Source organism: Pantoea sp. BL1 (genome assembly GCF_000963985.1).
Taxonomy (GTDB): Bacteria; Pseudomonadota; Gammaproteobacteria; order Enterobacterales; family Enterobacteriaceae; genus Pantoea; species Pantoea rwandensis_B.
Map to the genome: position 1 here is coordinate 74,103 of NZ_JZRH01000030.1, position 26,916 is coordinate 101,018.

25 protein-coding genes are annotated in these 26,916 nt (G+C 54.0%); 13 read left to right on the top strand and 12 right to left on the bottom strand.

The features are described from left to right. The first annotated feature begins 6 nt into the window (after positions 1-6). Positions 7-849, top strand: coding sequence for a rhamnulose-1-phosphate aldolase (gene rhaD, locus VH86_RS14825; protein WP_045833366.1), 843 nt, complete (start codon positions 7-9; stop codon positions 847-849). Then, entirely contained in the window at positions 839-1,153 is a 315-nt protein-coding gene (rhaM, locus tag VH86_RS14830; protein WP_045833367.1) for an L-rhamnose mutarotase, read from the top strand. The genes rhaD and rhaM overlap by 11 nt, the downstream gene beginning before the upstream one ends. A 90-nt stretch (positions 1,154-1,243) precedes the next feature. Here rhaM and VH86_RS14835 read toward each other — a convergent pair whose 3' ends face one another. Then, positions 1,244-1,897, bottom strand: a complete 654-nt coding sequence (locus VH86_RS14835; RefSeq protein WP_045833368.1) for a TetR/AcrR family transcriptional regulator — start codon at positions 1,895-1,897, stop codon at positions 1,244-1,246. A gap of 294 nt (positions 1,898-2,191) precedes the next feature. On the opposite strand from VH86_RS14835, the gene VH86_RS14840 reads away from it, so the two are divergent. Further along, complete coding sequence (locus VH86_RS14840; protein WP_038646891.1) at positions 2,192-2,449, top strand: YdgH/BhsA/McbA-like domain containing protein; 258 nt, start codon at positions 2,192-2,194, stop codon at positions 2,447-2,449. A 62-nt stretch (positions 2,450-2,511) separates the two neighbouring features. On the opposite strand, the gene VH86_RS14845 is transcribed toward VH86_RS14840, so the two are convergent. The 3 genes from VH86_RS14845 to VH86_RS14855 all read right to left on the bottom strand — a co-directional run bounded on the left by VH86_RS14845 (position 2,512) and on the right by VH86_RS14855 (position 5,719). Next, positions 2,512-3,696: a sugar transporter gene (locus VH86_RS14845; protein WP_034831177.1), complete on the bottom strand. Its 1,185-nt coding sequence runs from the start codon at positions 3,694-3,696 to the stop codon at positions 2,512-2,514. A gap of 341 nt (positions 3,697-4,037) precedes the next feature. After that, on the bottom strand, positions 4,038-4,295 hold the full coding sequence (locus VH86_RS14850) for a hypothetical protein (protein ID WP_038646892.1): 258 nt from the start codon (positions 4,293-4,295) through the stop codon (positions 4,038-4,040). A gap of 167 nt (positions 4,296-4,462) precedes the next feature. Next, on the bottom strand, positions 4,463-5,719 hold the full coding sequence (locus VH86_RS14855; RefSeq protein ID WP_038646894.1) for an MFS transporter: 1,257 nt from the start codon (positions 5,717-5,719) through the stop codon (positions 4,463-4,465). A gap of 94 nt (positions 5,720-5,813) precedes the next feature. Between VH86_RS14855 and VH86_RS14860 the strand changes: the two genes are divergently transcribed. The 4 genes from VH86_RS14860 to VH86_RS14875 all read left to right on the top strand — a co-directional run bounded on the left by VH86_RS14860 (position 5,814) and on the right by VH86_RS14875 (position 10,420). Continuing rightward, positions 5,814-6,710: a LysR family transcriptional regulator gene (locus VH86_RS14860; RefSeq protein WP_045833369.1), complete on the top strand. Its 897-nt coding sequence runs from the start codon at positions 5,814-5,816 to the stop codon at positions 6,708-6,710. A 135-nt stretch (positions 6,711-6,845) separates the two neighbouring features. After that, positions 6,846-8,063: an ROK family protein gene (locus VH86_RS14865; RefSeq protein WP_045814227.1), complete on the top strand. Its 1,218-nt coding sequence runs from the start codon at positions 6,846-6,848 to the stop codon at positions 8,061-8,063. 105 nt (positions 8,064-8,168) lie between these two features. Then, complete coding sequence (gene bioD, locus VH86_RS14870) at positions 8,169-8,873, top strand: dethiobiotin synthase (protein ID WP_045833370.1); 705 nt, start codon at positions 8,169-8,171, stop codon at positions 8,871-8,873. 176 nt (positions 8,874-9,049) lie between these two features. After that, positions 9,050-10,420: a nucleobase:cation symporter-2 family protein gene (locus VH86_RS14875; RefSeq protein WP_045833371.1), complete on the top strand. Its 1,371-nt coding sequence runs from the start codon at positions 9,050-9,052 to the stop codon at positions 10,418-10,420. Between the two features lie 390 nt (positions 10,421-10,810). Here VH86_RS14875 and osmV read toward each other — a convergent pair whose 3' ends face one another. The 4 genes from osmV to VH86_RS14895 are packed head-to-tail and all read right to left on the bottom strand — an operon-like array spanning position 10,811 to position 14,263. After that, a complete protein-coding gene (gene osmV, locus VH86_RS14880) occupies positions 10,811-11,947 on the bottom strand; it encodes an osmoprotectant ABC transporter ATP-binding protein OsmV (RefSeq protein ID WP_045833372.1) in 1,137 nt (378 codons plus the stop codon). Next, entirely contained in the window at positions 11,947-12,594 is a 648-nt protein-coding gene (osmW, locus tag VH86_RS14885; RefSeq protein ID WP_034823432.1) for an osmoprotectant ABC transporter permease OsmW, read from the bottom strand. Before osmW ends, osmV begins: the two co-directional genes overlap by 1 nt. A 9-nt stretch (positions 12,595-12,603) precedes the next feature. Further along, complete coding sequence (locus VH86_RS14890; RefSeq protein ID WP_197080222.1) at positions 12,604-13,500, bottom strand: glycine betaine ABC transporter substrate-binding protein; 897 nt, start codon at positions 13,498-13,500, stop codon at positions 12,604-12,606. A gap of 46 nt (positions 13,501-13,546) precedes the next feature. Then, positions 13,547-14,263: an ABC transporter permease gene (locus VH86_RS14895; protein ID WP_045833374.1), complete on the bottom strand. Its 717-nt coding sequence runs from the start codon at positions 14,261-14,263 to the stop codon at positions 13,547-13,549. Between the two features lie 384 nt (positions 14,264-14,647). Here VH86_RS14895 and VH86_RS14900 point away from each other — a divergent pair, with 384 nt between their 5' ends. Then, the gene (locus tag VH86_RS14900) at positions 14,648-16,108 is read left to right on the top strand and encodes an MDR family MFS transporter (RefSeq protein ID WP_045833375.1); all 1,461 of its coding nucleotides are present in this window, start codon (positions 14,648-14,650) and stop codon (positions 16,106-16,108) included. 31 nt (positions 16,109-16,139) lie between these two features. Here the strand turns inward: VH86_RS14900 and VH86_RS14905 are convergent, their stop codons facing one another. Together VH86_RS14905 and VH86_RS14910 are read right to left on the bottom strand one after the other, a co-directional pair. Beyond that, positions 16,140-16,436, bottom strand: coding sequence for a DUF1161 domain-containing protein (locus tag VH86_RS14905; protein WP_038646911.1), 297 nt, complete (start codon positions 16,434-16,436; stop codon positions 16,140-16,142). A 52-nt stretch (positions 16,437-16,488) separates the two neighbouring features. After that, positions 16,489-16,824: a DUF1283 family protein gene (locus tag VH86_RS14910; protein WP_045833376.1), complete on the bottom strand. Its 336-nt coding sequence runs from the start codon at positions 16,822-16,824 to the stop codon at positions 16,489-16,491. 130 nt (positions 16,825-16,954) lie between these two features. On the opposite strand from VH86_RS14910, the gene VH86_RS14915 reads away from it, so the two are divergent. Continuing rightward, the gene (locus VH86_RS14915; protein ID WP_075564075.1) at positions 16,955-17,284 is read left to right on the top strand and encodes a YnfA family protein; all 330 of its coding nucleotides are present in this window, start codon (positions 16,955-16,957) and stop codon (positions 17,282-17,284) included. A 35-nt stretch (positions 17,285-17,319) separates the two neighbouring features. Here the strand turns inward: VH86_RS14915 and ydfG are convergent, their stop codons facing one another. Together ydfG and VH86_RS14925 are read right to left on the bottom strand one after the other, a co-directional pair. Beyond that, positions 17,320-18,066, bottom strand: coding sequence for a bifunctional NADP-dependent 3-hydroxy acid dehydrogenase/3-hydroxypropionate dehydrogenase YdfG (gene ydfG, locus VH86_RS14920; RefSeq protein WP_038646916.1), 747 nt, complete (start codon positions 18,064-18,066; stop codon positions 17,320-17,322). A 526-nt stretch (positions 18,067-18,592) separates the two neighbouring features. Further along, positions 18,593-20,518, bottom strand: coding sequence for a methyl-accepting chemotaxis protein (locus VH86_RS14925; RefSeq protein WP_072050615.1), 1,926 nt, complete (start codon positions 20,516-20,518; stop codon positions 18,593-18,595). 493 nt (positions 20,519-21,011) lie between these two features. Here VH86_RS14925 and guaD point away from each other — a divergent pair, with 493 nt between their 5' ends. Genes guaD through xdhC form a run of 4 tightly spaced genes read left to right on the top strand, consistent with a single transcriptional unit; the run spans position 21,012 to position 26,904 of the window. Further along, the gene (gene guaD, locus VH86_RS14930) at positions 21,012-22,340 is read left to right on the top strand and encodes a guanine deaminase (RefSeq protein ID WP_045833377.1); all 1,329 of its coding nucleotides are present in this window, start codon (positions 21,012-21,014) and stop codon (positions 22,338-22,340) included. Continuing rightward, the gene (gene xdhA, locus VH86_RS14935) at positions 22,337-23,779 is read left to right on the top strand and encodes a xanthine dehydrogenase small subunit (protein ID WP_045833378.1); all 1,443 of its coding nucleotides are present in this window, start codon (positions 22,337-22,339) and stop codon (positions 23,777-23,779) included. Before guaD ends, xdhA begins: the two co-directional genes overlap by 4 nt. Next, on the top strand, positions 23,769-26,135 hold the full coding sequence (gene xdhB / locus VH86_RS14940) for a xanthine dehydrogenase molybdopterin binding subunit (RefSeq protein ID WP_045833379.1): 2,367 nt from the start codon (positions 23,769-23,771) through the stop codon (positions 26,133-26,135). The genes xdhA and xdhB overlap by 11 nt, the downstream gene beginning before the upstream one ends. Next, entirely contained in the window at positions 26,122-26,904 is a 783-nt protein-coding gene (xdhC, locus tag VH86_RS14945; protein ID WP_045833380.1) for a xanthine dehydrogenase accessory protein XdhC, read from the top strand. The genes xdhB and xdhC overlap by 14 nt, the downstream gene beginning before the upstream one ends. Positions 26,905-26,916: the final 12 nt, after the last annotated feature.

The window sequence follows — 26,916 nt, forward strand, 5'->3', positions numbered from 1 at the left end:
TCGACCATGCAAAATATTCTCTCTTCTTCATTCGTTCAGGACATGGTGAAGGCGACCAGTGATATGTGGCTGAAAGGCTGGGATGAGCGCAATGGCGGCAATGTCAGCCTGCGTTTGCTGCCAGAAGAAGCGCAGGCCTGGTCAGCTGATTTTTATGCCGAACCGCGCTGTATTGAGTTAACCCAACCGGCACCGGCCCTGGCCAACGATTGGTTCCTGGTCACCGGGTCTGGCAAGTTCTTCCGTAACGTTCAGCTTGATCCCGCCGATTGTCTGGCGCTGTTACAGGTGGACGACAAAGGGCTGTCGTACAAAATCCACTGGGGGCTCAGCAACGGCGGGTTACCGACCTCGGAACTGGCGGCGCATTTCCAGTCGCACAGCGTGCGTAAGCAGGTATCCAACGGGGCTGACCGCGTGATTATGCACTGCCATGCCACCAATTTTATGGCGTTGAGTTACGTGGTGAATCTGGATTCCGCCCGTTTCACGCGTTTGCTATGGGAAGGCAGCACCGAATGTCTGGTGGTGTTCCCGGATGGCGTCGGTATCCTGCCGTGGATGGTGCCGGGAACCGATCAGATTGGTCAAGCCACCGCCGATGCCATGGCATCACACAGCCTGGTGATGTGGCCATTCCACGGCATTTTCGGTGCCGGTCCGAATCTGGATGAAACTTTTGGCTTGATCGACACGGCCGAGAAGTCTTCAGAAGTGGTGGTCAAAGCCTTGTCGATGGGCGGGATTCGCCAGAGCATCACCACCGAACAGCTGGTGGCACTCGGTGAACGCTTCAGTGTGCATCCGTGGCAGGCGGCATTGGATGCGGAGCGCAGCGATGTTGCGTAAAGCCTTTGTGATGCAGGTGCATGCGCACTGCCATGATGAATATCTGCGTCGCCATTCACCGATCTGGCCTGAGCTGGAGCAGACGTTGAAAGCCCACGGCGCGCACAATTATGCGATCTGGCTCGATGCGGAGCGTAATTTATTGTTTGCCAGCGTGGAGATTGAATCAGAAGCGCGTTGGGAGGCGGTCACTAACACGGAAGTGTGCCAGCGTTGGTGGGCATCTATGAAAGACCTGATGCCATCGAATACGAACAACAGCCCGATCAGCCAGGCGTTGAAACCGATGTTTTTTATGCCGTAAGGCTTTCAAACATGGCACTTTGGTCAAAGTCAGGGGCGGCCTGAAGGTCGCACCTGACTTCAGGATGAGAAAACATCACGGGTCAGCATGTTATGACGCGTTTAACGCGCAGTAGCCTGCCAGAGCGGGCCAGATGGCCATCTGCGTATCGACTAATCCGTCGAGATCGTCACGACTTGCGCCTTCACGGGCGCGCACCGACATGCCTTGCAACATGCAGGCCAGATAGCTGGCCAACGTACCGCTGTTGGCACACTGCGGCAATTCACCGCGCTGCTGTCGGCCATCCAGAAATTGCTGCAAAGCCCGTTCCTGCGCATGATGCTGTTTAGCCAGCATCTGTGCAATCTCGTCTGAGCCTGAAGAGAGCGCACTGGACGTGCAGATAAAGAAACAGCCAGCGGGCTTATCGCATTCGGTAAAACAGGCTGCAGTGGCACGAAAATAGGCTTCAATCGCGGCTTTGACATCGAGTGTTTCATCGTTAAGCACCTGTTGACGCTGCGCGCTGAAAGTGTCGATATAGCGCTGCATTGCTGCGCGGAACAAGCCTTCCTTATTCTCAAACTCCGCGTAGAGCGTCGGCGCTTTCGCTCCCGTCGCGTTCACCAAATCTGACAGCGAGGTGCCTTCATAACCGTGTGCCCAAAACAACATTAATGCTTTATCCAGCGCATCGTTGCGATCAAATACTTTGGGGCGACCACGCGTTTTGCGATTAAGCGTGTCGGTCATTTGCGTCATAGGGACACCTCACTGCATGAAGAACATGTGATTAAATTACCGATCGCTAACTAAATATGCAAGCGCAGCCGACATTCTCCCTCATTCACTTTGCCCGTTTGTGCTTTACCTGCGGCACATCACTCATTTCGATAAGTGAAAAAGGGCGCTAAAGCCCATAATCACGCCACTTTCAAATAAAATAACGACCGTTAATAAAATGGTTGACGAGATACCCGCTTCGGCGCTAGCATTTAATTAACGGTTGTTAACTTAATTCAGCCGACCCCTTTCATCTGCATAAGAGAGACGATCATGAAAAGCATCAAAATGGTATTAGCCGCAGTCGCACTGTCATCCATCGCGTTTGGTAGCATGGCTGCCGAATTAGTGAATCAGGCACCATTGAACCAGCAGCAAATTGGTGTGGTCAGTGCATCAGGTAGCACTAACCTGACTTCACTGGAGCATCAGCTATCGGAGAAGGCGAGTGCTGCCGGAGCAAAGTCGTTCCGCATCACTTCGACCTCTGGCAACAACAAGCTAAATGGCACAGCGGTAATTTATAACTAATCACCAAAGCGCAAAGAATGGCGCAGGGGCGCACCGATGTGTGCCCCTGGTCGTGAAGCGAATTATCCGTTAGAGCGGAGTTGCGGATACCGACGGAAGATGGTGATACACCAGAACAACGCAACCAGTCCAATTAACCCACCTACGTTACCCACATCCGACATTTTCATATGCAGGCTGACCTGGTTACCCAGCAGGGCACCCGCACCAATCCCGATGTTATAAATGCCTGAGAACAATGACATCGCCACATCGGTAGCATCCGGTGCCAGTGACAGCACACGAACCTGCATCGCCAGGCCTATCATCATCATTGCCATGCCCCAGAAAATACACAGCAGCGAAATGGCTGCCGGGCGCACGGCGGCAAACAGCAAAAGCCCCATACTCAGCGTGATGATGCCAATTGCGGCGAGTAGCATCGCTGAGGGGAATTTGTTGCCCAGCGTACTGAACAGCACGCTGCCGATAATCCCGGCGGAACCGAACAGCAACAATAGTAAGGTCGTGAAGTTCTCATCCGCATTCGCGACCACCTGCATAAAGGGTTCGATGTAGCTGTAAGCGGTGTAGTGCGCGGTAACCACCAGCGTCACCAGAATATACATTGCCACCAGCGCCGGACGGCGGAACAGCATCGGTACGCTACTCAGTGAGCCAGTGTGCTCGCTCGGCAGCCGTGGCAGTATCCGCACCAGCAAAATCAACAGCACCAACGCTGACAAGCCGATCATGCCGAAAGTGGTGCGCCAGCCGAGATATTGCCCAACGATACGGCCAATGGGCACGCCCAACACCATCGCCAATGCGGTACCGGTTGCCAGCATACTCAACGCCTGAGTTTTCTTGCCAGCCGGTGCAACACGAATCGCGAGTGACGCTGTAATCGACCAGAACACCGCGTGCGCCAGTGCGATGCCGATGCGCGAAATCACCAGCGAGGTGAAATCCCATGCTACGGACGAAAGCACATGGCTGGCGATAAACAGAATGAACAACACCGACAGCAGCAGACGGCGTTCAATATTGCGCGTCAGCAGCATTAACGGCAGGGATAACAGCGCAACGACCCATGCATAAATGGTCAGCATAATACCGACATCAGCGGTCTTCATGGCGTAGCTCGCCGCGATATCCGACAGCAGGCCAACAGGGACAAATTCAGTGGTATTAAAAACAAAGGCGGCAATCGCCAGCAGCACAACGCGTAGCCAGGCTGTTTTACGTGAGACGGTAGTTGGTTGCATGGGGTTCAAATCGATCTGACAGCGAGTGAGGGGGCGAAACGAGCCCGGTTAAGTGACCTGCATCACAAATTGGGGCTATTGTGGAGCATTAATGAGCGGATGAAAACCATATAGACCGTTTTTATTCCTGAATATTTTTTATCGCTGAAGGCCAGGTTAATAGCCTGAGGTTATTATCAATTCTTGCTTTTTGCCTAAAGGGTGAAAGCAGGCAAGAACCATCAAGGCGTAGCGCTTTACGATCTCGTGATGAGGAAGTCGGCTGTTTCTTTATGAGAACGATGTGACAGCCGTACTTAACAACACGCCTTAAGCGCTACGCGATTGTCAGACCAGCATTATCAGAGTTGCACCATGTGTTTTAGCGCCACGCTATGCTGAGTGGTCAGGCTTTTTTTTACCGCCACCGGGCAACAATGCTCGCATCCCATCGCACTGGAATAAAATTTACGGGCTTGTTGAATGGCGGCAGTGGCCGTGTAGAAAGTCCCGAGAAAGCGCCGTGCACCATCAGAAGGGAGGAACGGGCAGCCTGTTGCATGTACCACATGATTGTCGTTATAGCCTGCGTGCTTATCGACGTAATAATAGAGTTGCATCTAACGTCCTCATTGCTGTGAAAAAAGAAAATCTAACTATTGTTGGAATAAAAAGGATTATAGCGACGAATTGTCGTTTTGTTTTAAGTGGGACTATTTGAAAGCGCGATTCTGACGGCTTAAGCGAGAAGCGGGGCGCAGCGGCCCCGTCGTTTAGATGAAAGGTATTACAGTTTTCGGCACTGCAAACGCCAGCCGACGAACAAGGCCAGCAACAGCAACACAGTGATGAACAGCGTCACGCCCGTCCAGCCATAGCTGTGCCAGAACACACCGCCTAACGTGCCCGCCACGCTGGAACCCACGTAATAGCTGAACAAATAGAGTGACGAGGCCTGGCCCTTAGCGCGGCGCGCGCGCGGACCAATCCAGCCGCTGGCGACAGAGTGCGCCGCAAAAAAGCCCGCCGTAAACAGCATCATACCAGGCAGTATCAGCCAGAGAGAATGAAAAGCGGTGAGCAACAGTCCTGCCAGCATAATAGCCGTGGCGCTAATCATCACCGGTCCACGACCAAAGCGACTGGTCATCGCGCCCGCTTTGGGAGAACTCCACGAACCGGTCAGATAAACCACCGACAGCAGGCCCACCACCGCCTGGCTCAACGACCAGGGTGCGCTCAACAAACGGTAGCCGATGTAATTAAACAGCGTCACAAACGCGCCCATCAGCAGGAAACCTTCTGCGAACAGGAAGGGTAACCCTTTGTCGCGCCAGTGCAGCCGGAAGTTAATCAACAAGCTGCGCGGACGTAACGAGGCGGGACGGAAATGACGTGACGCCGGCAAAATCTTCCAGAACATCAGTGCGCCCGCCAGCGAAAAGCAACCGATCACTCCAATCGCCACACGCCATGAGAAGAAATCGGTTAGCACGCCGGTCAGCAAGCGACCGCTCATGCCGCCAATGGAGTTACCGCTGATATACAGACCCATCGAGAAGGCAATCACGCGGGGATGAATCTCTTCACTCAAATAGGTCATACCGACCGCCGCAACGCCACTAAGAGACAAACCAATCAGCGCACGCATCATCAGAATGCCTTGCCAGCTGGTCATGGTGGCCGAAATCAGGGTGCAGATGGCAGCGAGCATCAAGGCAGTGACCATCACTGATTTACGCCCGATGGCATCGGAGAGCGGGCCGGTCACCAGCAAGCCCAGCGCCATCAATCCCGTGGAGAGTGACAGTGAAATACTGCTCTCAGCGGGAGAGACGCCAAACTGCTGCGACAGCACGGGCAGAATCGGCTGAACACAATACAGCAGTGCGAAGGTGGCCAATCCTGCGGAGAATAATGCGAGAGTGACACGCATAAACTGCGGTGAACCACGCTCAATCCATTCTGAGGGGGCGACGGTTGAAGCAGGCTGAACGGACAACTCGTCTTCATGAATTGTCACTGCCTGGGAAGAGCGACTCACGGAATATCCTTAGATGAGAAACGGTCTGATTACTGTAGGAAAATGGGAATAGGTTGTACAATATATTAATAATCTCAAATGAGACGTTTAAAGTATGAATGTTGAGTTTCGCCATCTGCGTTATTTCATCGCCGTTGCGGAAGAGCTGCACTTTGGCCGCGCGGCACAGCGGCTAAATATCTCCCAACCGCCGCTCAGCCAACAGATTCAGCAGCTGGAGCAGGAGATTGGTGCACAGCTGTTTACCCGAACCAATCGCAGCGTGCAGATCACACCTGCCGGTCAGTTGTTTTTACAGGATGCGCGCGTCATTCTGCTGCAGGTTGAACAAGCCGCCAGTCGGGCTGCGCGTGTGCACAGTGGACAGGAAGGCGAGCTGCGCATTGGTTTCACCTCTTCCGCACCTTTCACCGGTCTGGTCTCCGATGCGCTTTATCAATTTCGTCAGCGTTGGCCGGAAGTGCACATTTCGATGCAGGAAAATAACACGCGTCAGCAGTTAGCACCGCTGCACGAAGGTCGGCTGGATTTAGGTGTGATGCGCAACACACCGTTGCCAAGCGATTTACAGCATCGGGTACTGCTACGCGAGCCGTTGTGCGCGCTGGTGCACTGGGCACATCCGCTGGCGGATGCCGAATCGATCTCCATTCAGGCACTGGCCAACGAGCCCTTCGTGTTTTTTGATCCGCAGGGGGGGACCGCGCTGTACGGGGAAACACTGGCGCTGCTGCACCGTTATCAAATCAAACCCTTTATTACTCAGGAGGTGGGCGAGGCGATGACGATTCTCGGTCTGGTCGCAACCGGATTGGGTGTTTCCATATTGCCGGCCTCATTTCGACGTGCGCGACTGGCTGATGTGGTGTGGATTCCCCTGCAAGAGCACGATGCCATTTCTGAAGTCTGGCTGGTCTGGTCAGCCACGCGGCAACCCACTGCGCAAATGCACAATATGATGCAATTGATGATGCAGAATGCCGAAATTTAAATCGTCTGATGATCAATGGCCCGATCTTTATGTGCGATAAATCACATTTCTAATCAAATATTTGACGCTGCCTGCCAATCTGCATCACCATAGCTGCTGTTTATTTAGAAGCGCGAAAATATCCGGGAGCAGGGCGTGAATCTGGACAGTCAGCCTGGCCACATTGACCAAATAAAACAGACCAACGCAGGCGTGGTTTACCGACTGATTGACCATTACGGCCCGATTTCGCGTATTGAGCTTTCTAAACGTGCCCAGCTGGCGCCTGCCAGCATCACCAAAATCGTGCGGGAAATGCTCGATGCGCATCTGGTGCAGGAAACTGAATTCCAGGAGCCGGGCAGCCGAGGGCGCCCGGCCATTGGTTTGATTCTGGATACGCTCGCCTGGCACTATCTTGCCATACGAATTCAACCGGGACAGATCACGCTGACGCTGCGCGATCTTAGCAGCCGTGCGTTGCAGGAAGATCGTTTACCCCTGCCTGCCAGCGCTGACCAGCCGCTGCTGCAAACACTGCAGAATAGGGTCAATGAGTTCTTCGTCCGCCATCAAAACAAACTTGAGCGTCTTACCGCGATTGCCATCACCTTACCCGGTTTAATTAACGCGGCATCAGGTGTGGTGCATCGCATGCCGGGCTATGACGTGCAGGAAATGCCGTTAGGTGAAACACTTTCCTCGCTCACGGGTTTACCCGTATTTGTGCAACATGACATCTCCGCCTGGACGCTGGCCGAAGCGCTGTTCGGTGCTTCGCGCGGTGCGCAGGATGTGATTCAGATAGTGATTGATGAAACGGTAGGCGCGGGCGTGATCAGCGGAGGCCAGCTTTTGCACAAACGTGGTCGTGCGCTGGTAGAAATTGGGCATACGCAGATCGATCCTTACGGCCAGCAGTGTTACTGCGGCAATCATGGCTGTCTGGAAACCGTAGCCAGCACCGGCAGTTTATTGCAATTGGCTGCACAGCGTTTGTCTTCGCAACCCGACAGTTTGCTGCATCGTGAACCCCTGACCATCGCCAGTTTATGTGCCGCTGCACAGCAAGGCGATCGGCTGGCGCGTGACGTCATTGCCGGGGTGGGCCACCACATTGGTCGCATGCTGGCAATGATGGTGAATATCTTCAACCCACAACAAATCCTGATTGGTTCTCCGCTTAATCAAGCCGCTGATGTGCTGTTTCCTGCCGTCAGCAGCACTATTCGTCAGCAGGCGTTACCTGCGTACAGTCATGAGATCCAACTTGCCCCTACCAGCTTTAGCGATCCGGGTACTTTTGGTGCCGCCGCGCTGATCAAAGACTCACTTTATAGCGGTCATTTGCTGGTAAAACTGTTGCAGGGCTAATCACTGCTCGCCTTAAGTTTGCGCTAACGCAATCTGCCATCCGAGACATTTCCTTAAACTGCCTTCTTCGCAGGTTACACATCGCTTCAACGAAGGAGGAGTAAGGTGAAAACAATCTTTGTCACCGGTACCGACACTGCGGTGGGTAAAACCGTCGTGTCACGCGCACTGCTGCAGTGTTTTGCCAAAGCGGGCCTCTGTGCCGCGGGCTACAAACCTGTTGCCAAGAGTGCACAGCACACGCCTGACGGGTTGCGTAATAAGGATGCTTTGCTGTTGCAGCAGGCGTCGGGTCTTGAACTGCCGTACCCTGCGGTGAATCCCATTACGCTGGAAGAAGATGAAATCAGTACCAGCGCATCGGTGCGAATGGATTATCCGTTACTGAGCCGCTGCCTTGAGCAGTTAAAAAGTCAGGCTGCGCGGGTAGTGGTGGAAGGAACCGGTGGATGGCGCAGTTTGATGAATGATCTGCAACCGTTGTCCAGTTGGGTTCAACAGGAACAACTGCCGGTCGTCCTGGTGGTGGGCATTAAGGAAGGTTGCATTAGCCATGCTTTACTGACCGCCGATGCCATTGCACGCGATGGTCTGCCTTTAGCGGGTTGGGTCGCCAATCGTATTAATCCGGGGTTAGCGCATTACGCTGAAATTATTGATGTCCTGCGTGAAAAGCTGGGTGCGCCACTGCTGGGGGAGTTGCCTTATTTGCCCCGTGCTGAGCAGCGCGAGCTGAGCGGTTATCTGGATATTTCTCTGCTGGACGAGACACTGATGCACGATGACAGTGCGCAGCTTGCGGCAGGATGAAACGAAGTGATGCAAATGATCGGTGGCTGAATCTAAGGTTTCGGATTCAGCATCCGAGAACATCCTACTTAAATCCTATTATTTTCATTCTGTTATAAAATTTTTCCTCATTATGAGTGCCAATGGCGTGAATCATGCATCAGCCCAGCTGATGAATATTCTGCCGGAGCACACTTATGTCACACTCCCCAAAAGGTTTATTGTATGGGCTTGATGCCCGTATTGGTCCTGTTCCCGCCTTTTTCGCTGCGTTGCAGCACGTCCTTGCCAGCGTGGTGGGGATCATTACGCCGCCACTGATTATTGGTTCAATCCTCGGATTGCAGACTTACATTCCGTATCTGATCAGCATGTCTTTGCTGGTTTCCGGTTTAGGGACGTTTCTGCAGGCGCGTCGCTTTATGGGGATTGGGGCGGGCATGATTTGCCTGCAAGGCACCAGCTTTGCCTTTCTGGGTGTCATTTTGTCCGGTGGTTTGATGGTGAAAGCGCAGGGCGGTTCACCGGAAGCTGTGATGGCGATGATCATGGGCTGCAACTTCGTGGCAGCGTTTATTCCGATGTTGATCAGCCGTTGTGTGGCGCCGCTGAGGAAAGTGCTGACGCCAGTGGTGACCGGCACGGTGATTACCTTGATCGGTATCAGCCTGATTAAAGTTAGCATCACCGATTGGGCAGGCGGGCATAACGCCGCTGACTTTGGCGCTCCGGGGAATCTGGCGCTGGGCGCGCTGACGCTGCTGGTGATCATTGTGCTCAACCGTTCCCAAAATCGCTGGATGCGACTGGTTGCGGTGGTGGCAGGCATCGCCGTGGGTTGTCTGGCGGCGGCATTGACCGGCCATCTGCCCATCAAACCGATGGCCTCCGGCTCCTGGTTGGTTTTGCCTTCATTTTTCCGCTTTGGCTTTGATTTTAGCTGGAGCATTTTCGTGCCGATTGCGCTGGTGTCGGTGATTTGCGTGATTGAGGCGGTAGGGGATTTGACAGCGAATTGCCTGATCTCACAACAACCGATTGAGGGTGAAGGTTTTCAGCGTCGTTTGCAGGGAGGCATTCTGGCAGATGGTATGAGCTGCCTGTTCGCCGCGATGTTTTCGGCATTCCCCAACACGACTTTTGCGCAAAATAATGGCGTGATTCAGATGACCGGCGTAGCCAGTCGTTATGTTGGCATGGTGATTGGCTTGATGTTATTGCTATTGGGCGTGTTTCCGGTGATCGGCAATGTGCTGCAGCAAATCCCTGCGCCGGTCCTTGGTGGCGCGACCCTGGTGATGTTTGGCAGTGTGGTGGCGGCAGGTATTCGTGTGATGACGCAATCACCGTTGGGCCGCCGTGAGATGTTAATCGTCGCGGTGTCATTTGGCATTGGCTTAGGTGTGGAAGCGGTACCCGAGGTGTTGAAACAGTTGCCATCATTGGTGAGTAATTTGTTTGGTCATGCGGTGACCACGGGTGGCATTCTTGCGATGCTGTTGAATATTGTGCTGCCATCGGAGCGGGGGGATGATCGGGTTATCGGGGCGGTAGAGGAAAATCACTGATTTTGCGTTAGGAAAGTTGGGGATCAAAACCACTGGCTGTGAGTGTCGGTGCGTAAGTCGGAAGAGGTGGGGATCAAAACCACTGGCTGTGAGTGTCGGTGCGTAAGTCGGAAGAGGTGGAAATCTAAACCACTGACTGTGAGTCGGTGCGTACGTCGGAAGAGGCGGCAGATCGTAAAGACGCCGTAAACCATCCCTGGGGCTCGGCCCGCGCCATCCCTGGCGCAGGACGCTTTACTCCTCTGCCGCCTCTTCCAACGTTTCAGCTGTCGTGCGGTTTGTTTACGTTCGGACTTTCGTGCGATTTGCCCTAAAATTCAGCTGTTTTGCGGTTTATCTGCATTCGGGCTGTCGTGCACTGTTCCTTAAGATTCAGCCATTGTGCGTTTGCTAAGGATTCAACCTACGGCGCGTACGTCCTGAGCTGAGGTAATCCGCGATATAGTCCTGCGAAATCTCACCGCTGTAGCGACCTTCCTCATCCACGATCGGCATCCAGACGGTGTTGTGCTCATACAGCTTTGATAGCACCACGCGCAGGTTCTCTTCCGCTTTGCCCGTCACCTTGAAGGTATGCAGCATCTCCTCGCAGCTTCCGGTGGCATTACGCGCTTCGCGACGTTTCACAAACCCCAGCGGCTTGCCATCATTATCCACCACGGTGACCGATCGCATATCGTTGTCATCCATAGTGGCGAAAGCCTCCTGCAACGGAGTGCTGCGCTTAACGGTGATGGTCGGCTGTTGATCGGTGACGTCGCCTGCCTGCACCAGCAGCAGGCGTTTCAGCGTACGGTCCTGGCCCACAAAGGAACCGACGAAATCATTGGCCGGTTTCGCCAGCAGTTCGTCGGGACTGGCGCATTGCACGATCTTGCCCTGACCAAACACCGCGATGCGGTCGCCCAGTTTGAGTGCTTCATCGATATCATGGCTCACCAGCATCACGGTTTTTTTCAGCTGACGCTGCATCTCGAGAAATTCATTCTGAATCACTTCACGGTTGATCGGGTCGACGGCACCGAAAGGTTCATCCATCAACAGCACCGGTGGATCAGCCGCCAGCGCGCGGATCACGCCGATACGCTGCTGCTGACCGCCTGACATCTCTCGTGGATAGCGATGCAGGAATTTGCTGGGGTCGAGCGCCACCATGCTCATCAATTCAGTCGCCCGTTCGCGACAGCGCTTTTTATCCCAGCCCAGCATACGCGGTACCACTGTAATGTTCTCTTCGATGGTCATATTGGGAAACAGACCAATCTGCTGAATTACATAGCCAATATTACGACGCAGCGTAACGGTATCCTGCCCACTGGTGTCTTCGCCGTTGATCAATATCTTACCGCTGCTGGCAGGAATCAGACGGTTGATCATCTTCAGCGTGGTGGTTTTGCCGCAACCGGAAGGGCCGAGCAGCACACACATCTCTCCGGCAGGCACTTCCAGGCTGACATTATCCACGGCGTTAAACGCGGTGCCGTTCTTTTGCGTAAAGGTTTTCGTCAGGTTTTCCAGTTTTATCATTATCGAATCCCCTTAGGAGTCAGCGCCGACTGCAAACGGTGCAGTAGCCAATCAAGCACAATCGCTAATAAACAAATCATCAGTGCGCCCGCAATCAGCATGCGCACGTCACTGCCGCTGATACCATCCAGCAGCTGTAAGCCCAATCCACCTGCGCCTATCACTGCGGCAATCGCCATGACGCCGACGTTCATCACCACGGCAGTACGAATACCGCCGAAGATTACCGGCAGCGCCATGGGAATCTCCACCCAGCGCAGGCGCTGCCAGAAGGTCATGCCAATACCGCGGCCAGCTTCACGCAAGCCCGGTGACAAATTCTCCAGTGCGGTATGGGTGTTACGCACAATCGGCAGCAGGGAATAGAGAAACACCGCGCAAATAGCGGGCAAAGCACCAATACCCTGACCGATCATGGAAAACAGCGGAATCATCAGACCAAACAGCGCAATGGTCGGAATGGTCAGCACAATGGTGGCGATACCGAGCACTGGCGTTGCCAGCCATTTGAAACGCACAATCAAAATACCTAACGGCACGCCAACGATGATGGCGAATCCCACCGCCACCAGCACCAGCCAGGTATGCTGCCAGGTTAACGCCATCAGGGTGTGCCAGTTACTCATGATGTAATGCAAAGTCTCCATGACGCCTCCTTACAGCATGTTTTTCGATTGAAGGAAATCACGCGCCACCTGCTGCGGTGACTGGTGATCGATATCAACACGTTTATTCATCTCGGTGATCGCTTCGTCGGTGATCAGCGGTGAGAGTTGATTGAGGGCCGCATCCAATCCCGGATGGCTTTCCAGCACATCCTGGCGCACGACAGGCGTGACGTTGTAACTCGGGAAGAAGTGCTTATCGTCCTCCAATACCTTGAGATCAAAGCCTTTGACTCGTCCGTCAGTGGTGTAAATCAAGCCCGCATCGACAAAGCCATCGCGTACCGCGTTGTACACCAATCCCGGGTCCATCTGGCGAATCTGCGGGCGATCCAGCGGCATGTTATAGGCTTTCTGTAATGGCTTAAGACCATCGGAGCGGCCAGAAAACTCTAAATCGAGACCGAGTTTCCAGTTGTGGTCTGGGTCAGTTTTGCGCACCTGCTCCAGCTTCGCCACCAGCTGTGACATGGTGCTGATGCCTTCTTTATTTGCACGGTCATGCTGCATAGCAAATGCATAGGTATTATTCATTGGCGCGGGGTCAAGCCAGATCAGCCCCAGTTTGGCATCGAGCTGTTTGACGGTTTTATAGGCTTCTTCTGAGGACATCGGTTTGTTGATGTGATTGAAGATGATCAGCGAAGTACCGGTGTACTCCCAGGTCATGTCAATTTGCTTGTTGATCATCGCATTGCGGCCGATAGTCGTGGCGATATTGGTCTTGGGGACCACCTGAAAACCTTTCTTTTGCAGCCAGAGCACGGTCATAGCAGACAGGATGTGCTGTTCGGTAAAGCTCTTCGTTGCCATCACAATCGGTGTGGCCGCAGCGGCGGATTGGCTGATGGCCAGTGTGGCGGCCAGTGCCAGCGCGGAGTGCTTCATCCAGCGCGTTAAGTTGTACGTGATACCCATCACTTAGCTCCTTGTGTTAAGCCGCAGAGTGCGGGCTGAGGAAACGTCCGAGGGCTGCCAGCAGCAAATCGAGGATCAGTGCAAACAGGGCGGTGGCCACGGCACCAAGGATCAACGTTGGGAAGTCATTGAGGTAAATGCCGGGGAAAATCAGTTCACCATAGCTGCTGGCACCGATCAGGAACGCCAGCGGCGCTGTTCCCACGTTAATGGCAGTCGCGATGCGTACGCCCGCCAGAATCACCGGCAGGGCATTGGGAATTTCCACCTGAAGTAGACGCTGGAATTTGGTCATGCCGATACCGTTGGCGGCTTCAATCAGCGACGGCGGCACCGCGCTCAAACCGGCAAAGGTATTACGCACAATCGGCAGCAATGAGGCGAGAAACAGGGCGATTAGCGCAGGTCGATCACCAATCCCGACGATGACCATCGCCAGTGCCAATACCGCCAGCGGCGGCAACGTATTTGCGACGTTAAAGATCTGCATCACATATTCAGCCCAACGGCGGGCGAACGGGCGGCTGAGTAAAATCCCGCTCGGAATACCAATCAGCAAAGCAAAAAACATTGACCAAAACACTAAAAACAGATGCTGTTGGCCGAGATAGATTAAGTCTTCTTGCCGGTCGCGCAGCGTATTCAGCCCGATTCCCCAAACCAGCAGGGCAATCACCGCGACGATAGCCAGCAGTGCCAGCCCGGCTCTACTGATGAGCGATGCATTGTGCATGCGAGAGTCTCCCTGATTCGACAAATTGCTCGATCTTGTTATGTCATTTCACGGTTGAGGGTGTAGTGAAGAAAGCATCACATACGAAAGTCCTGAACCGCATCAAATTGCAGATAAAATGACTGTTAGATGCTGCTTTTCCAGTGAATAACTGGAAATTGCTGTTAAAAGCTATAGCAATACTTAGCGCAGTGCGCCAGTTTTTACGGCAAAATCAGACAGATAGAAAAGGGGGTAAAACCTTCTTAACCCGCATGAAACAAGGCATCATCTGACAATAAAAAAAATTCATCGAATTGAGTGACATTGTCACATTGCAGGCGCACACAGAGGAAACTCGTCTGATGGAAAATCAGCTAGCCTTGAGAGAAAAAAGGGAGACGTATGACTGAAAGTGCAGAATTGAACACGGAACATCGCCACTGGATCCTTATCGCCTGCATGCTAGCCATGTTTATGGCTGCGATTGAAGTCACCATTGTGGCGACCGCGATGCCGACCATCATTGCTGAACTCGGTGGGTTTTCGCAGTTTGGCTGGGTCTTCTCGATCTATTTGCTGACGCAGGCGGTGAGCGTACCACTGTATGGACGGCTCGCTGATATGTGGGGCCGCAAACGGCTCTTCTTCATTGGCGTCTCGCTGTTCCTGATGGGTTCGATATTGTGCGGGTTTGCGCACACCATGACGTGGTTAATACTGTTCCGCGCCTTTCAGGGGCTGGGGGCAGGTGCGATTATGCCGCTCACCAGCACCATTGTGGCTGACATCTATTCTCCGCGTGAACGAGCCAATGTGCAGGGCTGGCTCTCCAGTGTTTGGGGTGTCGCGGCTATCATTGGGCCACTGAGCGGAGCCTGGCTGGTACAGCACTTTAACTGGTCGGTGATTTTCTGGGTTAACGTGCCGATTGGCCTGTTTTCCATGCTGCTGTTAGCGCGCTTTTTACCGGCGCGTGAACATCACAAAGGGGCAACCCTGAACCTTACCGGCAGCTGCTGGCTGATGATCTGCGTCACCGCGTTATTGGTTGCGCTATTGCAGGCGGATGCCCTTGGCTATTGGCTGCTGGCTTTCTTATTATTAGCGCTTCTGGCGGGCTGGCAGTTAAAGCAGCACGAGCAACGTGCTGAGGCGCCGCTGTTTCCTCTCGCCATCTGGCGTAGCCGTCTCATTCTGGCAGGCAATGCCGGTAATTTGATCATTGGCGCCACCATGATGGGCATCAGCGCTTTTCTGCCAACGTGGATTCAGGGTATTACTGGCGGTACACCGCTGCAGGCGGGGAGTGCGCTGGCGATGATGTCGATTGGCTGGCCGTTAGCCAGCACGCTGAGTGGTCGTTTGATGTTAGTCACGTCCTATCGCTTTACCGCGCAGCTGGGAGCCATGTTATTGATTGCGGGCAGCGCGCTGCTACTGCTGTTGCGAGCCGACAGTTCAATTATGCAAGCCGGGTTGACTGCCTTTGTCATTGGCACGGGTATGGGCATGACCAGCACCACCTTCCTGGTGTCGGTGCAAAACCATGCCCATTACGATATTCGTGGCATTTGCACTGCGTCAATTATGTTTAGTCGAATGCTGGGTTCGGCGATTGGTACTGCGCTGATGGGGGCGGTACTGAACTTCAATCTTGCTCAGCGTCTGCCGCAGGCTCACGATCCGATGCAGCAAATCATGTCACATGAAAGCCGCCAGTCACTGTCCGAATCGACGTTACATCAGTGGACAGATCAGATCGCCGCTTCGCTGCACTGGGTATTTGTGGTGGCGCTAGCCATTGCGATGTTGACGCTGTGGATTGCGTGGTTAATGCCGCGCCAGCGGCCTGAAGCGGAATGAAAAAGGGCGGCCATCAGCCGCCCATTCAGTGTTACTGCGCAGGGGCATCCTGTGAACTGCCTGCGCTAGCCGGGACATCACTTTCGCTGTCGCGGCCGTTTTTCTTATACACGATTTTCTGGCTGTCGTTTTCGCAGTGACCCACCACCTGACCGCCCGCTTGATCGGCCTGATCGTTAGGCACAATATCCAGCGTGAAGTCTGATTCGGCCACGCCATTACTGACGATTTTCTTGCTGATATCTGCTTTGACACTTTCACAGGAAGCCTGTGCCAGCACCGGTAACACCAGCATTGCCATCAACATCACTGCATTACGCTTTTTCATCACACTCTCCTTGGTTCTGAATTCCCTTGAAAACTATAGCAGCAACAGCGAATTAAGGTGCGACCGTACGGCCGGTACGACGATCAAGGCAGCGCAAGGTGTTCGGTTCCCAATACGCATTGACGTTATAGCTCTTCTCGCAGCTATCACGGGTGTCAAAAGCCTTATCGGTTTTATCGAACTCTTTCTCCACGCGCGTGTTCACTTTATTGCGCAGATTTTTGGTGTCGTTCCACTGCTCTTTGCTTTGACGCGCGGCTTCGTTGCTGGAAGCACTGTTGCCATTCTCAATGATCAAGCGGTCAGTTTGGGCCGATGCCAGCGGTGCAGTCAGCAGCGCACCGCAGGTTAACGTCACAGTCAGCAGGAGAGAAAACAGGTTTTTCATTGTGATTTCCTTTAGTTAACACCAGCACAGCCAGAAACCCGGCTGTTACAACCATGAGGGCTAGTATATCATCGCTGCAACTTTGCTCACCAGCGGTGAGCCTTTTGTTTAGGCGAGAGAGAGATTTTCTATGCTGGTGAAAACCACTTTGCTGTTTTTTTTGACTGCAATTGCCGAAATTGTTGGCTGTTTCCTGCCGTGGCTGTGGCTGAAGAAGGGAATGAGCGCGTGGCTATTACTTCCTGCAGCAGTAAGTCTGGCGCTGTTTGTCTGGCTACTGACCCTCCATCCGGCGGCAAGCGGCCGGGTATACGCGGCTTACGGTGGTGTTTATGTTGTGACGGCGCTGATTTGGCTGCGAGTGGTGGATGGCGTCAAACTGAGTACGTGGGATTGGGTTGGCGCGTTGGTGGCGTTTAGCGGTATGTTAATTATTGTTGCCGGTTGGGGCCGGGCGTAAGTGAAGGGCGCAACCTGTGCGCCCCATGACAATAATCAGCCTTTATGCACTTTCAGACCTGCCAGCGTCTGGGAGACCGGCATGATTTCCAGCGTATTGATATTGACGTGTTTAGGCAGTGTCGTGACCCAATATACCGCTTCAGTGACATCTTCCGCTGTCAGCGCGGTGGTGCCTTCGTAAACGGCATCTGCACGCCCATCATCGCCTTTGAAGCGCACATTAGAAAACTCGGTGCCGCCCACTAAGCCCGGCTCGATATCGGTGACGCGCAGCGCGGTGCCGTGTAAATCGGTACGCAGATTGAGGCTGAACTGGCGCACGAACGCTTTGGTCGCGCCATAAACGTTGCCGCCCTGATAAGGCCAGCTGCCAGCGATGGAGCCGATGTTAACGATGTGACCGACATTGCGCTCCACCATGGCGGGAAGCACGGCACGCGTCATGTACACCAAACCTTTGTTGTTGGTGTCGATCATGTTTTCCCAATCTTCAATATTGGCTTTATGCGCGGGCTCGATCCCTAATGCCAGACCGGCGTTATTCACCAGCACGTCGATATCACGCCACTCTGCGGGCAGCGCAGCGATAGCTTCATCGATAGCGGCGCGATTACGCACATCCAACTGAACGGTGTAAAGGTTGGCACCCAACTCATCTTTCAGCTCTTTCAGACGCTCTGCGCGACGTCCGCTGGCAATCACTTTATGACCATTAGCGATGAAGCGACGGGTGATGCTTTCACCAAAACCGGCGGTGGCGCCAGTGACAAAAATAATCATCTCACTGTTCCTTAAACAATTGTACGTCAATGTTAACCAATTGATTTTAAATTTAAAAAACCAACAATGAAACTCTACGAGTTATGGGCGGGGGAAGCATGATCATTTTGCGAGTGCCCGGTTGAGCAAATTTACCCGGCTACACTCAGCTCTCCAATCCATAAACCGTATACATCATAAACCATCTATGCAGGCTCATGGTCTTTGTGCGTTGCGATAAATGTGGGATTAGCCACCGTGGAGGGCATTTAACATGCACAACAATCTGGCTTTGCGAAGGGAGGAGGCACGGGCGCAGCGCTGCGTTACGTGAGTCAATTCATGCTAACAGGTTGCCTGATTTGGTTGAATCAAGGCATGCAGCTGCTTTTATTACTTGCCGAGTCTGACGTGTGCTATCTGGCTGGCGGTGAGAGGTATTCAATTCATCACCGGATTAAGTTTGTTGTTTCCTCGTCATGAAGGAAAGCAAGCCTGGCATCGAAGTTTATCACCCCGAGACCAGGTGCCTGTTTGGCTCAGTGAATCAGAAGGAACGCCAGTTATCCTCTGATGAGGTACCCGCTGTTGCCAGCGCTGCGCGCGATTTTAGCGGGGAGAGAACCGGCTTTTTGACGAAACTTTCAGATTTCGGTGTCATGGCATCAGTGCTATCCATCAATTTAAACGTGCTGACCAGTTCTGCCATTACTGCAGCCTGCTCTGACATCGACAGGGCGGCACTGGCGGACTCTTCAACCAACGCTGCATTCTGCTGCGTGGTGGTGTCAATTTGTCCCATTGCGATATTGATTTGACCAATACCCTCACTCTGTTCGCGGCTGGCATGGGCGATTTCTTCAATCAACTGCGTCATGTTGTGGATATCAGACACAATGCTGGTCATACCCTGATCGGCTTTGACGACCAGTTCTCTGCCTGAAGTCACGCGTGAAACCGTGTCATCAATCAGTGTCTTGATCTCGCGCGCAGCACCTGCGCTTCGCTGAGCCAGACTGCGGACTTCACTGGCGACCACCGCGAAGCCTCGGCCTGATTCTCCGGCGCGCGCAGCCTCAACAGCGGCATTCAGTGCGAGAATGTTGGTCTGGAATGCAATGCCATCAATCACCTTGATGATTTCGGACATCTTCTGCGAATCGTTCGAAATCTCCTGTATCCGTGAGGATACAGCGTTCATCACGGTGCCGTTATCTCTGACCGCCGTGGCTACGCCGCTGACAAACTGGCGTGCCTGCTCGGTATTATTAGCGGTATTGCTCAGCGTTGAAGTCAGCTCTTCTAACGTAGCTGCCGTTTCTTCCAGGCTCGATGCCTGCTCCTCGGTGCGAGAGGCCAGGTCATTATTACCGCCACTGATTTCACTGGAGGCAAGCGCGATGTTGTTTGCACCTTCACGCACACGAAGCAGCACGCCCGAGAGTTTTTCAACAAAACGGTTGAACGCCGCTGATATCTGCGCCAGTTCATCTCCGCCACGCACATCCAGGCGACGCGTCAGGTCACCTTCTCCTGAAGCCACGTCTTCCAGGGCGTCACGTAAAATGGCCAGACGACGCAACTGCTGGTTGAATACCAGCCCGGCAATCAGCGCGGTAATAATCAGACTCACCAGAGTAATGAGGATGCTTTCACGCTGTAATGTCGTCAGTGATGCCGTCACTTCATTACGATCAACGGCGATCACCAGTGACCATGGCGTCCCTTTAACGGGAGACGCGTAAACAAACTGCTGTTCGCCACCGATGGTCAATTCGGCATGACCGCCATTACTGGCCAGATGATGGATAGTGTTGATATCGAGTGAAGGTGATAACTCGGTCACTGGCTTGAGAATCAGATCTGCTTGCGGCGTGGCAATCAGTTTACCGCTGCTGTCGACCAGGAAGGCAAAACTCTTCTCAAGTGGATGGATGGCACTCACCGTATTGGAGACGGTATCGAGGTGCAAATCGCTGCCTATTACACCCAATGTTTTACCGTTATCCACAATCGGCTGAGCAAAGGTAATAGTCAGCTTGCCCGTTGAGGCATCGACATACGGATCCAGTAACACCGGATGGCCGGCTTTGACGGTTTCCAGATACCACGGACGTTGGCTGCCATCATAGGTTGCTGGCATAGGGTGCACGAACACATGGGAATGCGGCTCAGGATAGACGATGTAGGCATCATCAAACTCGCCTGCTTCGATCGCAGCACGGAGAAAAGGAACAGCATCGTCGTGACGTCCAAACGCCGTTTTGATCGATCCGGTGATACGTTGTTTTTCTGCTGCCCAGCCAGCCAGTTCGGCGGCATGAATCCGCGAAAGCTGCCCAATCCGCTCATCAATGCTCTCAAGTGTCTTGCCACGCACGGTGGTGTAAGTAAAAGTGGCAAGTGCGATAAGGGATACTGCCGTAATAACCACGCTGATAGCGATTAAACGCGAGCGTAATGTTTTTAACATGATTGACCTTCCACCCAACTGGATCACATTTGAGGTTTATTTTTCCAGAATGCGTCCTGCGTCACTGAAAATTCCGAATACGTATCTGTTATCGGTAACCCAGCATAAAACTGTAGTGAGAAGGATGAGATGACACGGAATGGCAGCAGCCAATTCCAGGATAATTTTAAAGCTATTCAATATTTGCCCCGCGAGGAAATCTTCTGCACGGAAAGCGTGCAACACCGCACCGCAATGGCGCATAAAAACCAATGCTATGGCTATATCTCATCAAATATTTCTGTTCGATAGGGAACAAAATCACTCAGCAATCGGTTGCTAATGTGAGCAAACGGTTGCGCATTCGATTGCGATTCAGAAACGGTTTCGGCGCTACAAAAAAAATGAACAACACATTGAAAAGTAACAACATTATCTAATTTTCGCGTTGGCATAGCGTTTGCAATACACCTTTAAGGCAACTCATTGCAATTTTACTTATCAAGGAACCGTTATGCCTTACGCCTCTGAAACGCTACTGCGCGCCAGCTTTTTTGATTTCACCGCACTGGCTTCTCAGCCCGATGATATCGCTGCGCATGCGCGCTACCTCGAAGACGGCTTGCTGACATTGCGCGAGGGTAAGGTGGTGTCGCTTGAAAGTTGGGAGATCGCAGAAGGGCGCGTTGATGCCGCCACGGTCATCGATCTGCGCGGCAAGCTGATCGTGCCGGGCTTTGTTGATACCCATATTCACTATCCGCAAACCGAGATGATTGGCGCATTCGGCGAACAGCTGCTGGAGTGGCTGAACCAATATACTTTCCCGGTCGAGAGTCAGTATCACTGTCCGGAGCACGCAGCAAAGATGTCGGCCTTCTTCCTGCAACAATTGCTGTCTAACGGCACCACCACGGCGTTGGTGTTTGGCACGGTGCACAAACAATCGGTCGATGCGCTGTTTCATGCCGCGCAACAGCTGGATATGCGTCTGATTGCCGGAAAGGTGATGATGGACCGCAACGCACCAGAGTATCTGACAGAAACGCCGGAGGAGAGCTATCAGGATTCACGTGAACTGATTGAACGCTGGCATCAGCGTGGTCGTCTGAGCTATGCCTTGACGCCACGTTTCGCGCCGACCTCCTCGCCAGAACTGCTGGAAAAAGTCCGTCAGCTGCGCGAAGCGTTCCCGGATACCTGGTTGCATACGCATCTGAGTGAAAATCAGCAGGAAATCGCCTGGGTCAAATCGCTGTTCCCGGCGCGGGATGGTTACCTCGACGTTTATCATCATCATCAGCTCACCGGCAAACGCAGCGTGTTTGCTCACTGTCTGCATTTGGAAGAGAACGAGTGGCAATGCCTGCACGACACGGATTCCTCTATCGCCTTTTGTCCGACGTCGAACCTGTTCCTCGGCAGTGGCCTGTTTAATATTAAACGCTGCTGGCAGCAGGGCGTGCGCATGGGCATCGGAACGGATGTGGGCGCCGGCACCACCTTCAATATGCTGCAAACGCTAGGGGAAGCCTACAAAGTTGGGCAGTTACAGCAGTACAAGCTCAGCGCCTGCGAAGCCTTTTATCACGCAACGCTGGGTGGCGCGCATGCGCTGGATATCGACGACAAAATTGGCAATTTCAATCCCGGTAAAGAAGCGGATTTCGTGGTGATCGATCCCGCGGTTTCCCCGCTGCAAAAACTGCGTAGCGCCAACAGCAAAGATATCTGGGAACGCTTGTTTGTGATGATGACGCTGGGAGACGACCGCAACATTGCGCAAACCTGGGTCAGCGGTAAACCGGTGTGGCAGCGCGATCGTGAGGAGGTCACTGCATGATCCAGTTCCTGCTGAATAATCGGCTGGTCACCGAAACGGCCTTAGACCCGAATCTGACCGTGCTTAACTATCTGCGCAGCCATCAACAGCGGCGGGGAACCAAAGAGGGCTGCGCATCAGGTGACTGCGGCGCCTGTACGGTAACGTTGGGAAAAGTGGTGGCGGGGCGCATGCAGTATCAAGCCATCAACAGTTGCCTGACGTTGGTGAGTAGCTTACAGGGCAAGCAGCTGATCACCGTGGAAGATCTGAAGCAGGGCCGTGAACTGCATAGCGTGCAGCAGGCAATGGTGGATTGTCACGGCTCACAGTGTGGCTACTGTACGCCTGGCTTTGTCATGTCGCTGTTCACTTTGCAGAAAAATACTCAGGGCTGGAACCAGCCACAGGCCGAACAAGCGCTGGCTGGCAATTTATGCCGCTGTACGGGTTATCGGCCGATTATGGCCGCCGCACAGCAAGCCTGTGAGCAACACACAGAAGACAACTTTAAAGCCGATGAAACCGCACTGGTACAGCGCTTAAAGGCGCTGAATCATCGGGAAGTCCAAATACTGGAAGCCGATGGCAGTCGTTGTTTCGTCCCTAAAACCCTGGCGCAGCTTGCGGCACTGTATCAGCAGTATCCTGAAGCGCGACTGCTGGCAGGCGGTACTGATCTCACCTTGCAAATTACCCAGCAGTATCGACGTTTACCGCTGTTGATTGCGCTGGAACAGGTTGAGGAATTAAGCGTCTGTTCTGAAGATGATCGAGAGATTCATCTGGGGGCCGCTACGCCGCTTCATCATTGTTATCACTTCCTGGCGGCGAAAATTCCTGCCTTCAGTGCCACGCTGGAACGCTTTGCGTCATTGCAGATTCGTAATCAGGGTACGCTCGGCGGCAATATCGGCAATGCCTCACCCATCGGAGATTGTGCGCCCATGCTGCTGGCACTCAATGCGCGCCTGGTGTTGCAGCAGGGGGAGAGTCTACGTGAAGTACTGCTGGACCAGTTCTTCACTGGCTACAGGCAAACCGTGATGCAGCCAGGAGAGTTTATTCGTTCGATAGTGATCCCGAAAGTGACGGTGTCACCTGATTTCGTGGCGTGGAAAGTGGCAAAGCGTCTGGATGATGACATTTCGGCGGTGTTCATCGCCATCAACATTCAGTGCAAGGATGGCGTGATAGAGCAGGCGCGGCTGGCGTTTGGCGGGATGGCAGCAACGCCGAAACGGGCAATCGCAGCCGAGGCAGCCCTGATCGGTCAGCCACTGACCCCCGCTTCCATCGAGCAAGCCTGCGCGGCGCTCAGCCAGGATTTCCAGCCGCTCAGCGATTTCCGCGCCAGCGCCGACTACCGCTTACAGGTTGCACGCAATTTGCTACGTCGTTATTACGCACATACCTGTGGCGAACTGACCATTACAGAGGTGGCGCGCTATGTCTCATAACCGACCTGCATTAAGCGAAACGTTGTTAAAAAGACAGTTTGCCAGCGACATGAAAACCGGCGTGGGCCGCAGTCAGAAGCATGAAAGCGCCGATAAACACGTTACGGGCGAGGCAATCTACATTGATGACAGGCCGGATCTGCCTGGCCTGCTGCATCTCTGCCCACGTCTTAGTGATCATGCACATGCACGTATCACGCATATCGATGTGCAGCCTTGCTATGCCGTACCCGGCGTGGTGAGCGTACTGACCTGGCGCGATGTACCGGGCCTGAATGATGTCGGCCCGCTGGAGCCGGGCGATCCCTTACTGGCTCAGGATAGCGTGGAGTATCTCGGGCAAATTGTGATTGCGGTGGCAGCGGATTCACCCGAAGCCGCGCGCGCCGGTGCCGCCGCCGCCATCATTGAATATCAGCCTTTACCGGCGATTCTGGAGTTGCGCGAGGCGCTGGAACAGCGTCACTTTGTGCAGCAACCGCACGTTCATCAACGGGGTGATGCTGATGCAGCGCTGGCGCGTGCGCCACATCGCATTCAGGGGGAATTCCATATTGGCGGCCAGGAGCATTTCTATCTGGAAACCCAGACCGCGTTAGTGATCCCAGGCGAAGACGACAGCCTGCAGGTTTTCTCTTCGACGCAAAACCCGACGGAAGTGCAGAAGCTGGTGGCCGAGGTGATGGACATCACCATGAACAAAGTCACCATTGATATGCGCCGGATGGGCGGCGGGTTTGGCGGTAAAGAGACGCAGGCTGCGGGTGTGGCCTGCCTGTGTGCGATTGCCGCGCGCCAGACGCGGCGTCCGGTAAAAATGCGTCTGGCGCGACGCGATGATATGCGTATCACCGGTAAGCGCCATCCCTTCTTTGTGCGTTACGATGTGGGCTTTGATGATGAAGGTCGATTCTGTGGTGTCAAAATCGATTTGGCGGGAAACTGCGGCTACTCCCTCGATCTGAGCGGATCGATCGTCGATCGTGCGATGTTTCACGCAGACAATGCCTACTATCTGGGTGATGCACTGATCACCGGCTATCGCTGCCGTACGCACACGGCGTCTAATACTGCCTATCGCGGTTTTGGCGGGCCTCAGGGCATGGTGGCGATTGAGCAGATCATGGACCATATCGCCCGCGAGCGCGGATTGGACCCGCTCGAACTGCGTAAGCGCAACTATTACGGCAAGCAGGATCGCAACATCACCCATTACCATCAGCAGGTGGAAGATAATCTGCTGATGGAGATAACGGAACAGCTTGAAGCCAGCAGCGATTACGCGACACGCCGCGCGGACATCACAGCGTTCAACGCCAGTCATCGTTTTATGAAACGCGGGTTGGCCTTAACGCCGGTGAAATTTGGTATCTCATTCACCTCTAGCTTCCTTAATCAGGCCGGTGCCTTAATTTTGATCTACACCGATGGCACGGTGCAGCTCAATCACGGCGGCACCGAAATGGGCCAGGGATTGAACACCAAGGTGGCGCAGATTGTCGCGGAAGTGCTGCAAATCGATATCAGCCAGATTCAGGTCACGGCAACCGATACCGGTAAAGTCCCTAATACTTCACCGACGGCGGCCTCCAGCGGCGCCGATCTCAACGGCAAAGCCGCGCAAAACGCCGCGCAGATATTGCGCGATCGCATGACAGAGATGCTCTGTCAGCAGCACCAGTGCCTGGCCGACGCCGTCTCCTTCAGCAATGGGATTGTGCGCGTGGGCGAGCAGCACTTTACCTTTGCCCAGGTGGCGCAGCAGGCGTGGCTGAATCAGGTGCCGTTATCCGCCACCGGATTTTACAAAGTGCCTGGCATCCACTACGACCGCAACGCCGGGCGTGGCAAACCCTTCTATTACTTCGCTTATGGCGCAGCGTGCTGTGAAGTGCTGATAGATACCTTAACCGGCGAATACCGTTTGCTGCGTGCGGATATCCTGCATGACGTCGGTGCTTCGCTCAATCCGGCACTGGATATCGGGCAAGTGGAGGGCGGTTTCGTGCAGGGCATGGGCTGGTTAACCTGCGAAGAGTTGGTGTGCAACGATCAGGGCAAGCTGCTAACAGACGGCCCGGCGAGTTACAAAATTCCCGCCATCAGCGATGTCCCCCATGATTTGCGCGTCACGCTGGTTGAAAATCGCAAAAATCCTCAGGACACGGTGTTCCACTCGAAAGCCGTGGGTGAACCGCCATTTATGTTGGGCATTGCGGTGTGGTGTGCATTACAGGACGCGGTTGCCAGCGTGGATAACTATCGCCGCCATCCGCAGCTGGATGCCCCCGCCACGCCCGAGCGCGTTTTCTGGGGCGTGCAGCGCCTCTCAGGAGCGGATGATGATTTATCATGACTGGATCGCTGTATTGCACAGTTTGCGAGAGAAACGTGAGAGCTGCGTTTTAGTCACCGTGCTGACCCAACGCGGCTCTGTACCGCGCGATCGCGGCAGTAAAATGGTGGTCAGCGCCAGCAAAACTTATCTCACCATCGGCGGCGGCCACCTGGAATATCAGTGCATTGCGCTGGCGCGCGACATGCTGGAGCAGCGTTGTCAGCAGCCGCGCAGTGAAGAGTTCGCCCTGGCCGCGCGGCTCGGCCAGTGCTGCGGCGGGCATGCCACGCTGCTGTTTGAACCGCTGATGCAACAGCAGCCTGAAATCCAGCTGTATGGCGCGGGCCATGTCGGGCAGGCGCTGGTTAACTTGCTGGCAACGTTACCCTGTCACATAACCTGGATCGATAGCCGCGCCGCCCAGTTTCGCCATGTGCCACCGGGCGTCACCGTGCGTCAGGTGGAAGACCCGATCGATTGCGTCAAAGAGGCCGCACCGGACAGCTATTTCATTGTGATGACCCACGACCATCCGCTCGATTTGGCGCTCAGTGAAGCCATTTTGCGGCGCGGTGATTTTCGCTATGCCGGCGTTATTGGTTCTGCGACCAAAGCGCAGCGCTTTCGCTATCGGCTGGAAGGCAAAGGGATCGCGGCGGATGCAGTGGCGCGGCTGCGCTGCCCGCTCGGTCTGCCGGATGTCAAAGGCAAACTGCCAGCCGAAATTGCCGTGGCAGTGGCGGGCGAAATCATCTCTGTGTATCAGCACCAGCAGAGCGGTTGTTGAGTGACGTTGAAA

Coding starts and splice junctions, on each gene's coding strand:
- rhaD (WP_045833366.1), top strand. CDS start 7: ATGCAAAATATTCTCTCTTCTTCATTCGTTCAGGACATGGTGAAGGCG.
- VH86_RS14875 (WP_045833371.1), top strand. CDS start 9,050: ATGTCACACTCCCCAAAAGGTTTATTGTATGGGCTTGATGCCCGTATT.
- VH86_RS14890 (WP_197080222.1), bottom strand. CDS start 13,500: ATGAAGCACTCCGCGCTGGCACTGGCCGCCACACTGGCCATCAGCCAA.
- VH86_RS14910 (WP_045833376.1), bottom strand. CDS start 16,824: ATGAAAAACCTGTTTTCTCTCCTGCTGACTGTGACGTTAACCTGCGGT.
- VH86_RS14905 (WP_038646911.1), bottom strand. CDS start 16,436: ATGAAAAAGCGTAATGCAGTGATGTTGATGGCAATGCTGGTGTTACCG.
- ydfG (WP_038646916.1), bottom strand. CDS start 18,066: ATGATTATTTTTGTCACTGGCGCCACCGCCGGTTTTGGTGAAAGCATC.
- VH86_RS14860 (WP_045833369.1), top strand. CDS start 5,814: ATGAATGTTGAGTTTCGCCATCTGCGTTATTTCATCGCCGTTGCGGAA.
- osmW (WP_034823432.1), bottom strand. CDS start 12,594: ATGGAGACTTTGCATTACATCATGAGTAACTGGCACACCCTGATGGCG.
- xdhC (WP_045833380.1), top strand. CDS start 26,122: ATGATTTATCATGACTGGATCGCTGTATTGCACAGTTTGCGAGAGAAA.
- rhaM (WP_045833367.1), top strand. CDS start 839: ATGTTGCGTAAAGCCTTTGTGATGCAGGTGCATGCGCACTGCCATGAT.
- VH86_RS14840 (WP_038646891.1), top strand. CDS start 2,192: ATGAAAAGCATCAAAATGGTATTAGCCGCAGTCGCACTGTCATCCATC.
- xdhB (WP_045833379.1), top strand. CDS start 23,769: ATGTCTCATAACCGACCTGCATTAAGCGAAACGTTGTTAAAAAGACAG.
- VH86_RS14850 (WP_038646892.1), bottom strand. CDS start 4,295: ATGCAACTCTATTATTACGTCGATAAGCACGCAGGCTATAACGACAAT.
- VH86_RS14895 (WP_045833374.1), bottom strand. CDS start 14,263: ATGCACAATGCATCGCTCATCAGTAGAGCCGGGCTGGCACTGCTGGCT.
- VH86_RS14845 (WP_034831177.1), bottom strand. CDS start 3,696: ATGCAACCAACTACCGTCTCACGTAAAACAGCCTGGCTACGCGTTGTG.
- VH86_RS14925 (WP_072050615.1), bottom strand. CDS start 20,518: ATGTTAAAAACATTACGCTCGCGTTTAATCGCTATCAGCGTGGTTATT.
- VH86_RS14915 (WP_075564075.1), top strand. CDS start 16,955: ATGCTGGTGAAAACCACTTTGCTGTTTTTTTTGACTGCAATTGCCGAA.
- VH86_RS14900 (WP_045833375.1), top strand. CDS start 14,648: ATGACTGAAAGTGCAGAATTGAACACGGAACATCGCCACTGGATCCTT.
- osmV (WP_045833372.1), bottom strand. CDS start 11,947: ATGATAAAACTGGAAAACCTGACGAAAACCTTTACGCAAAAGAACGGC.
- xdhA (WP_045833378.1), top strand. CDS start 22,337: ATGATCCAGTTCCTGCTGAATAATCGGCTGGTCACCGAAACGGCCTTA.
- guaD (WP_045833377.1), top strand. CDS start 21,012: ATGCCTTACGCCTCTGAAACGCTACTGCGCGCCAGCTTTTTTGATTTC.
- VH86_RS14835 (WP_045833368.1), bottom strand. CDS start 1,897: ATGACGCAAATGACCGACACGCTTAATCGCAAAACGCGTGGTCGCCCC.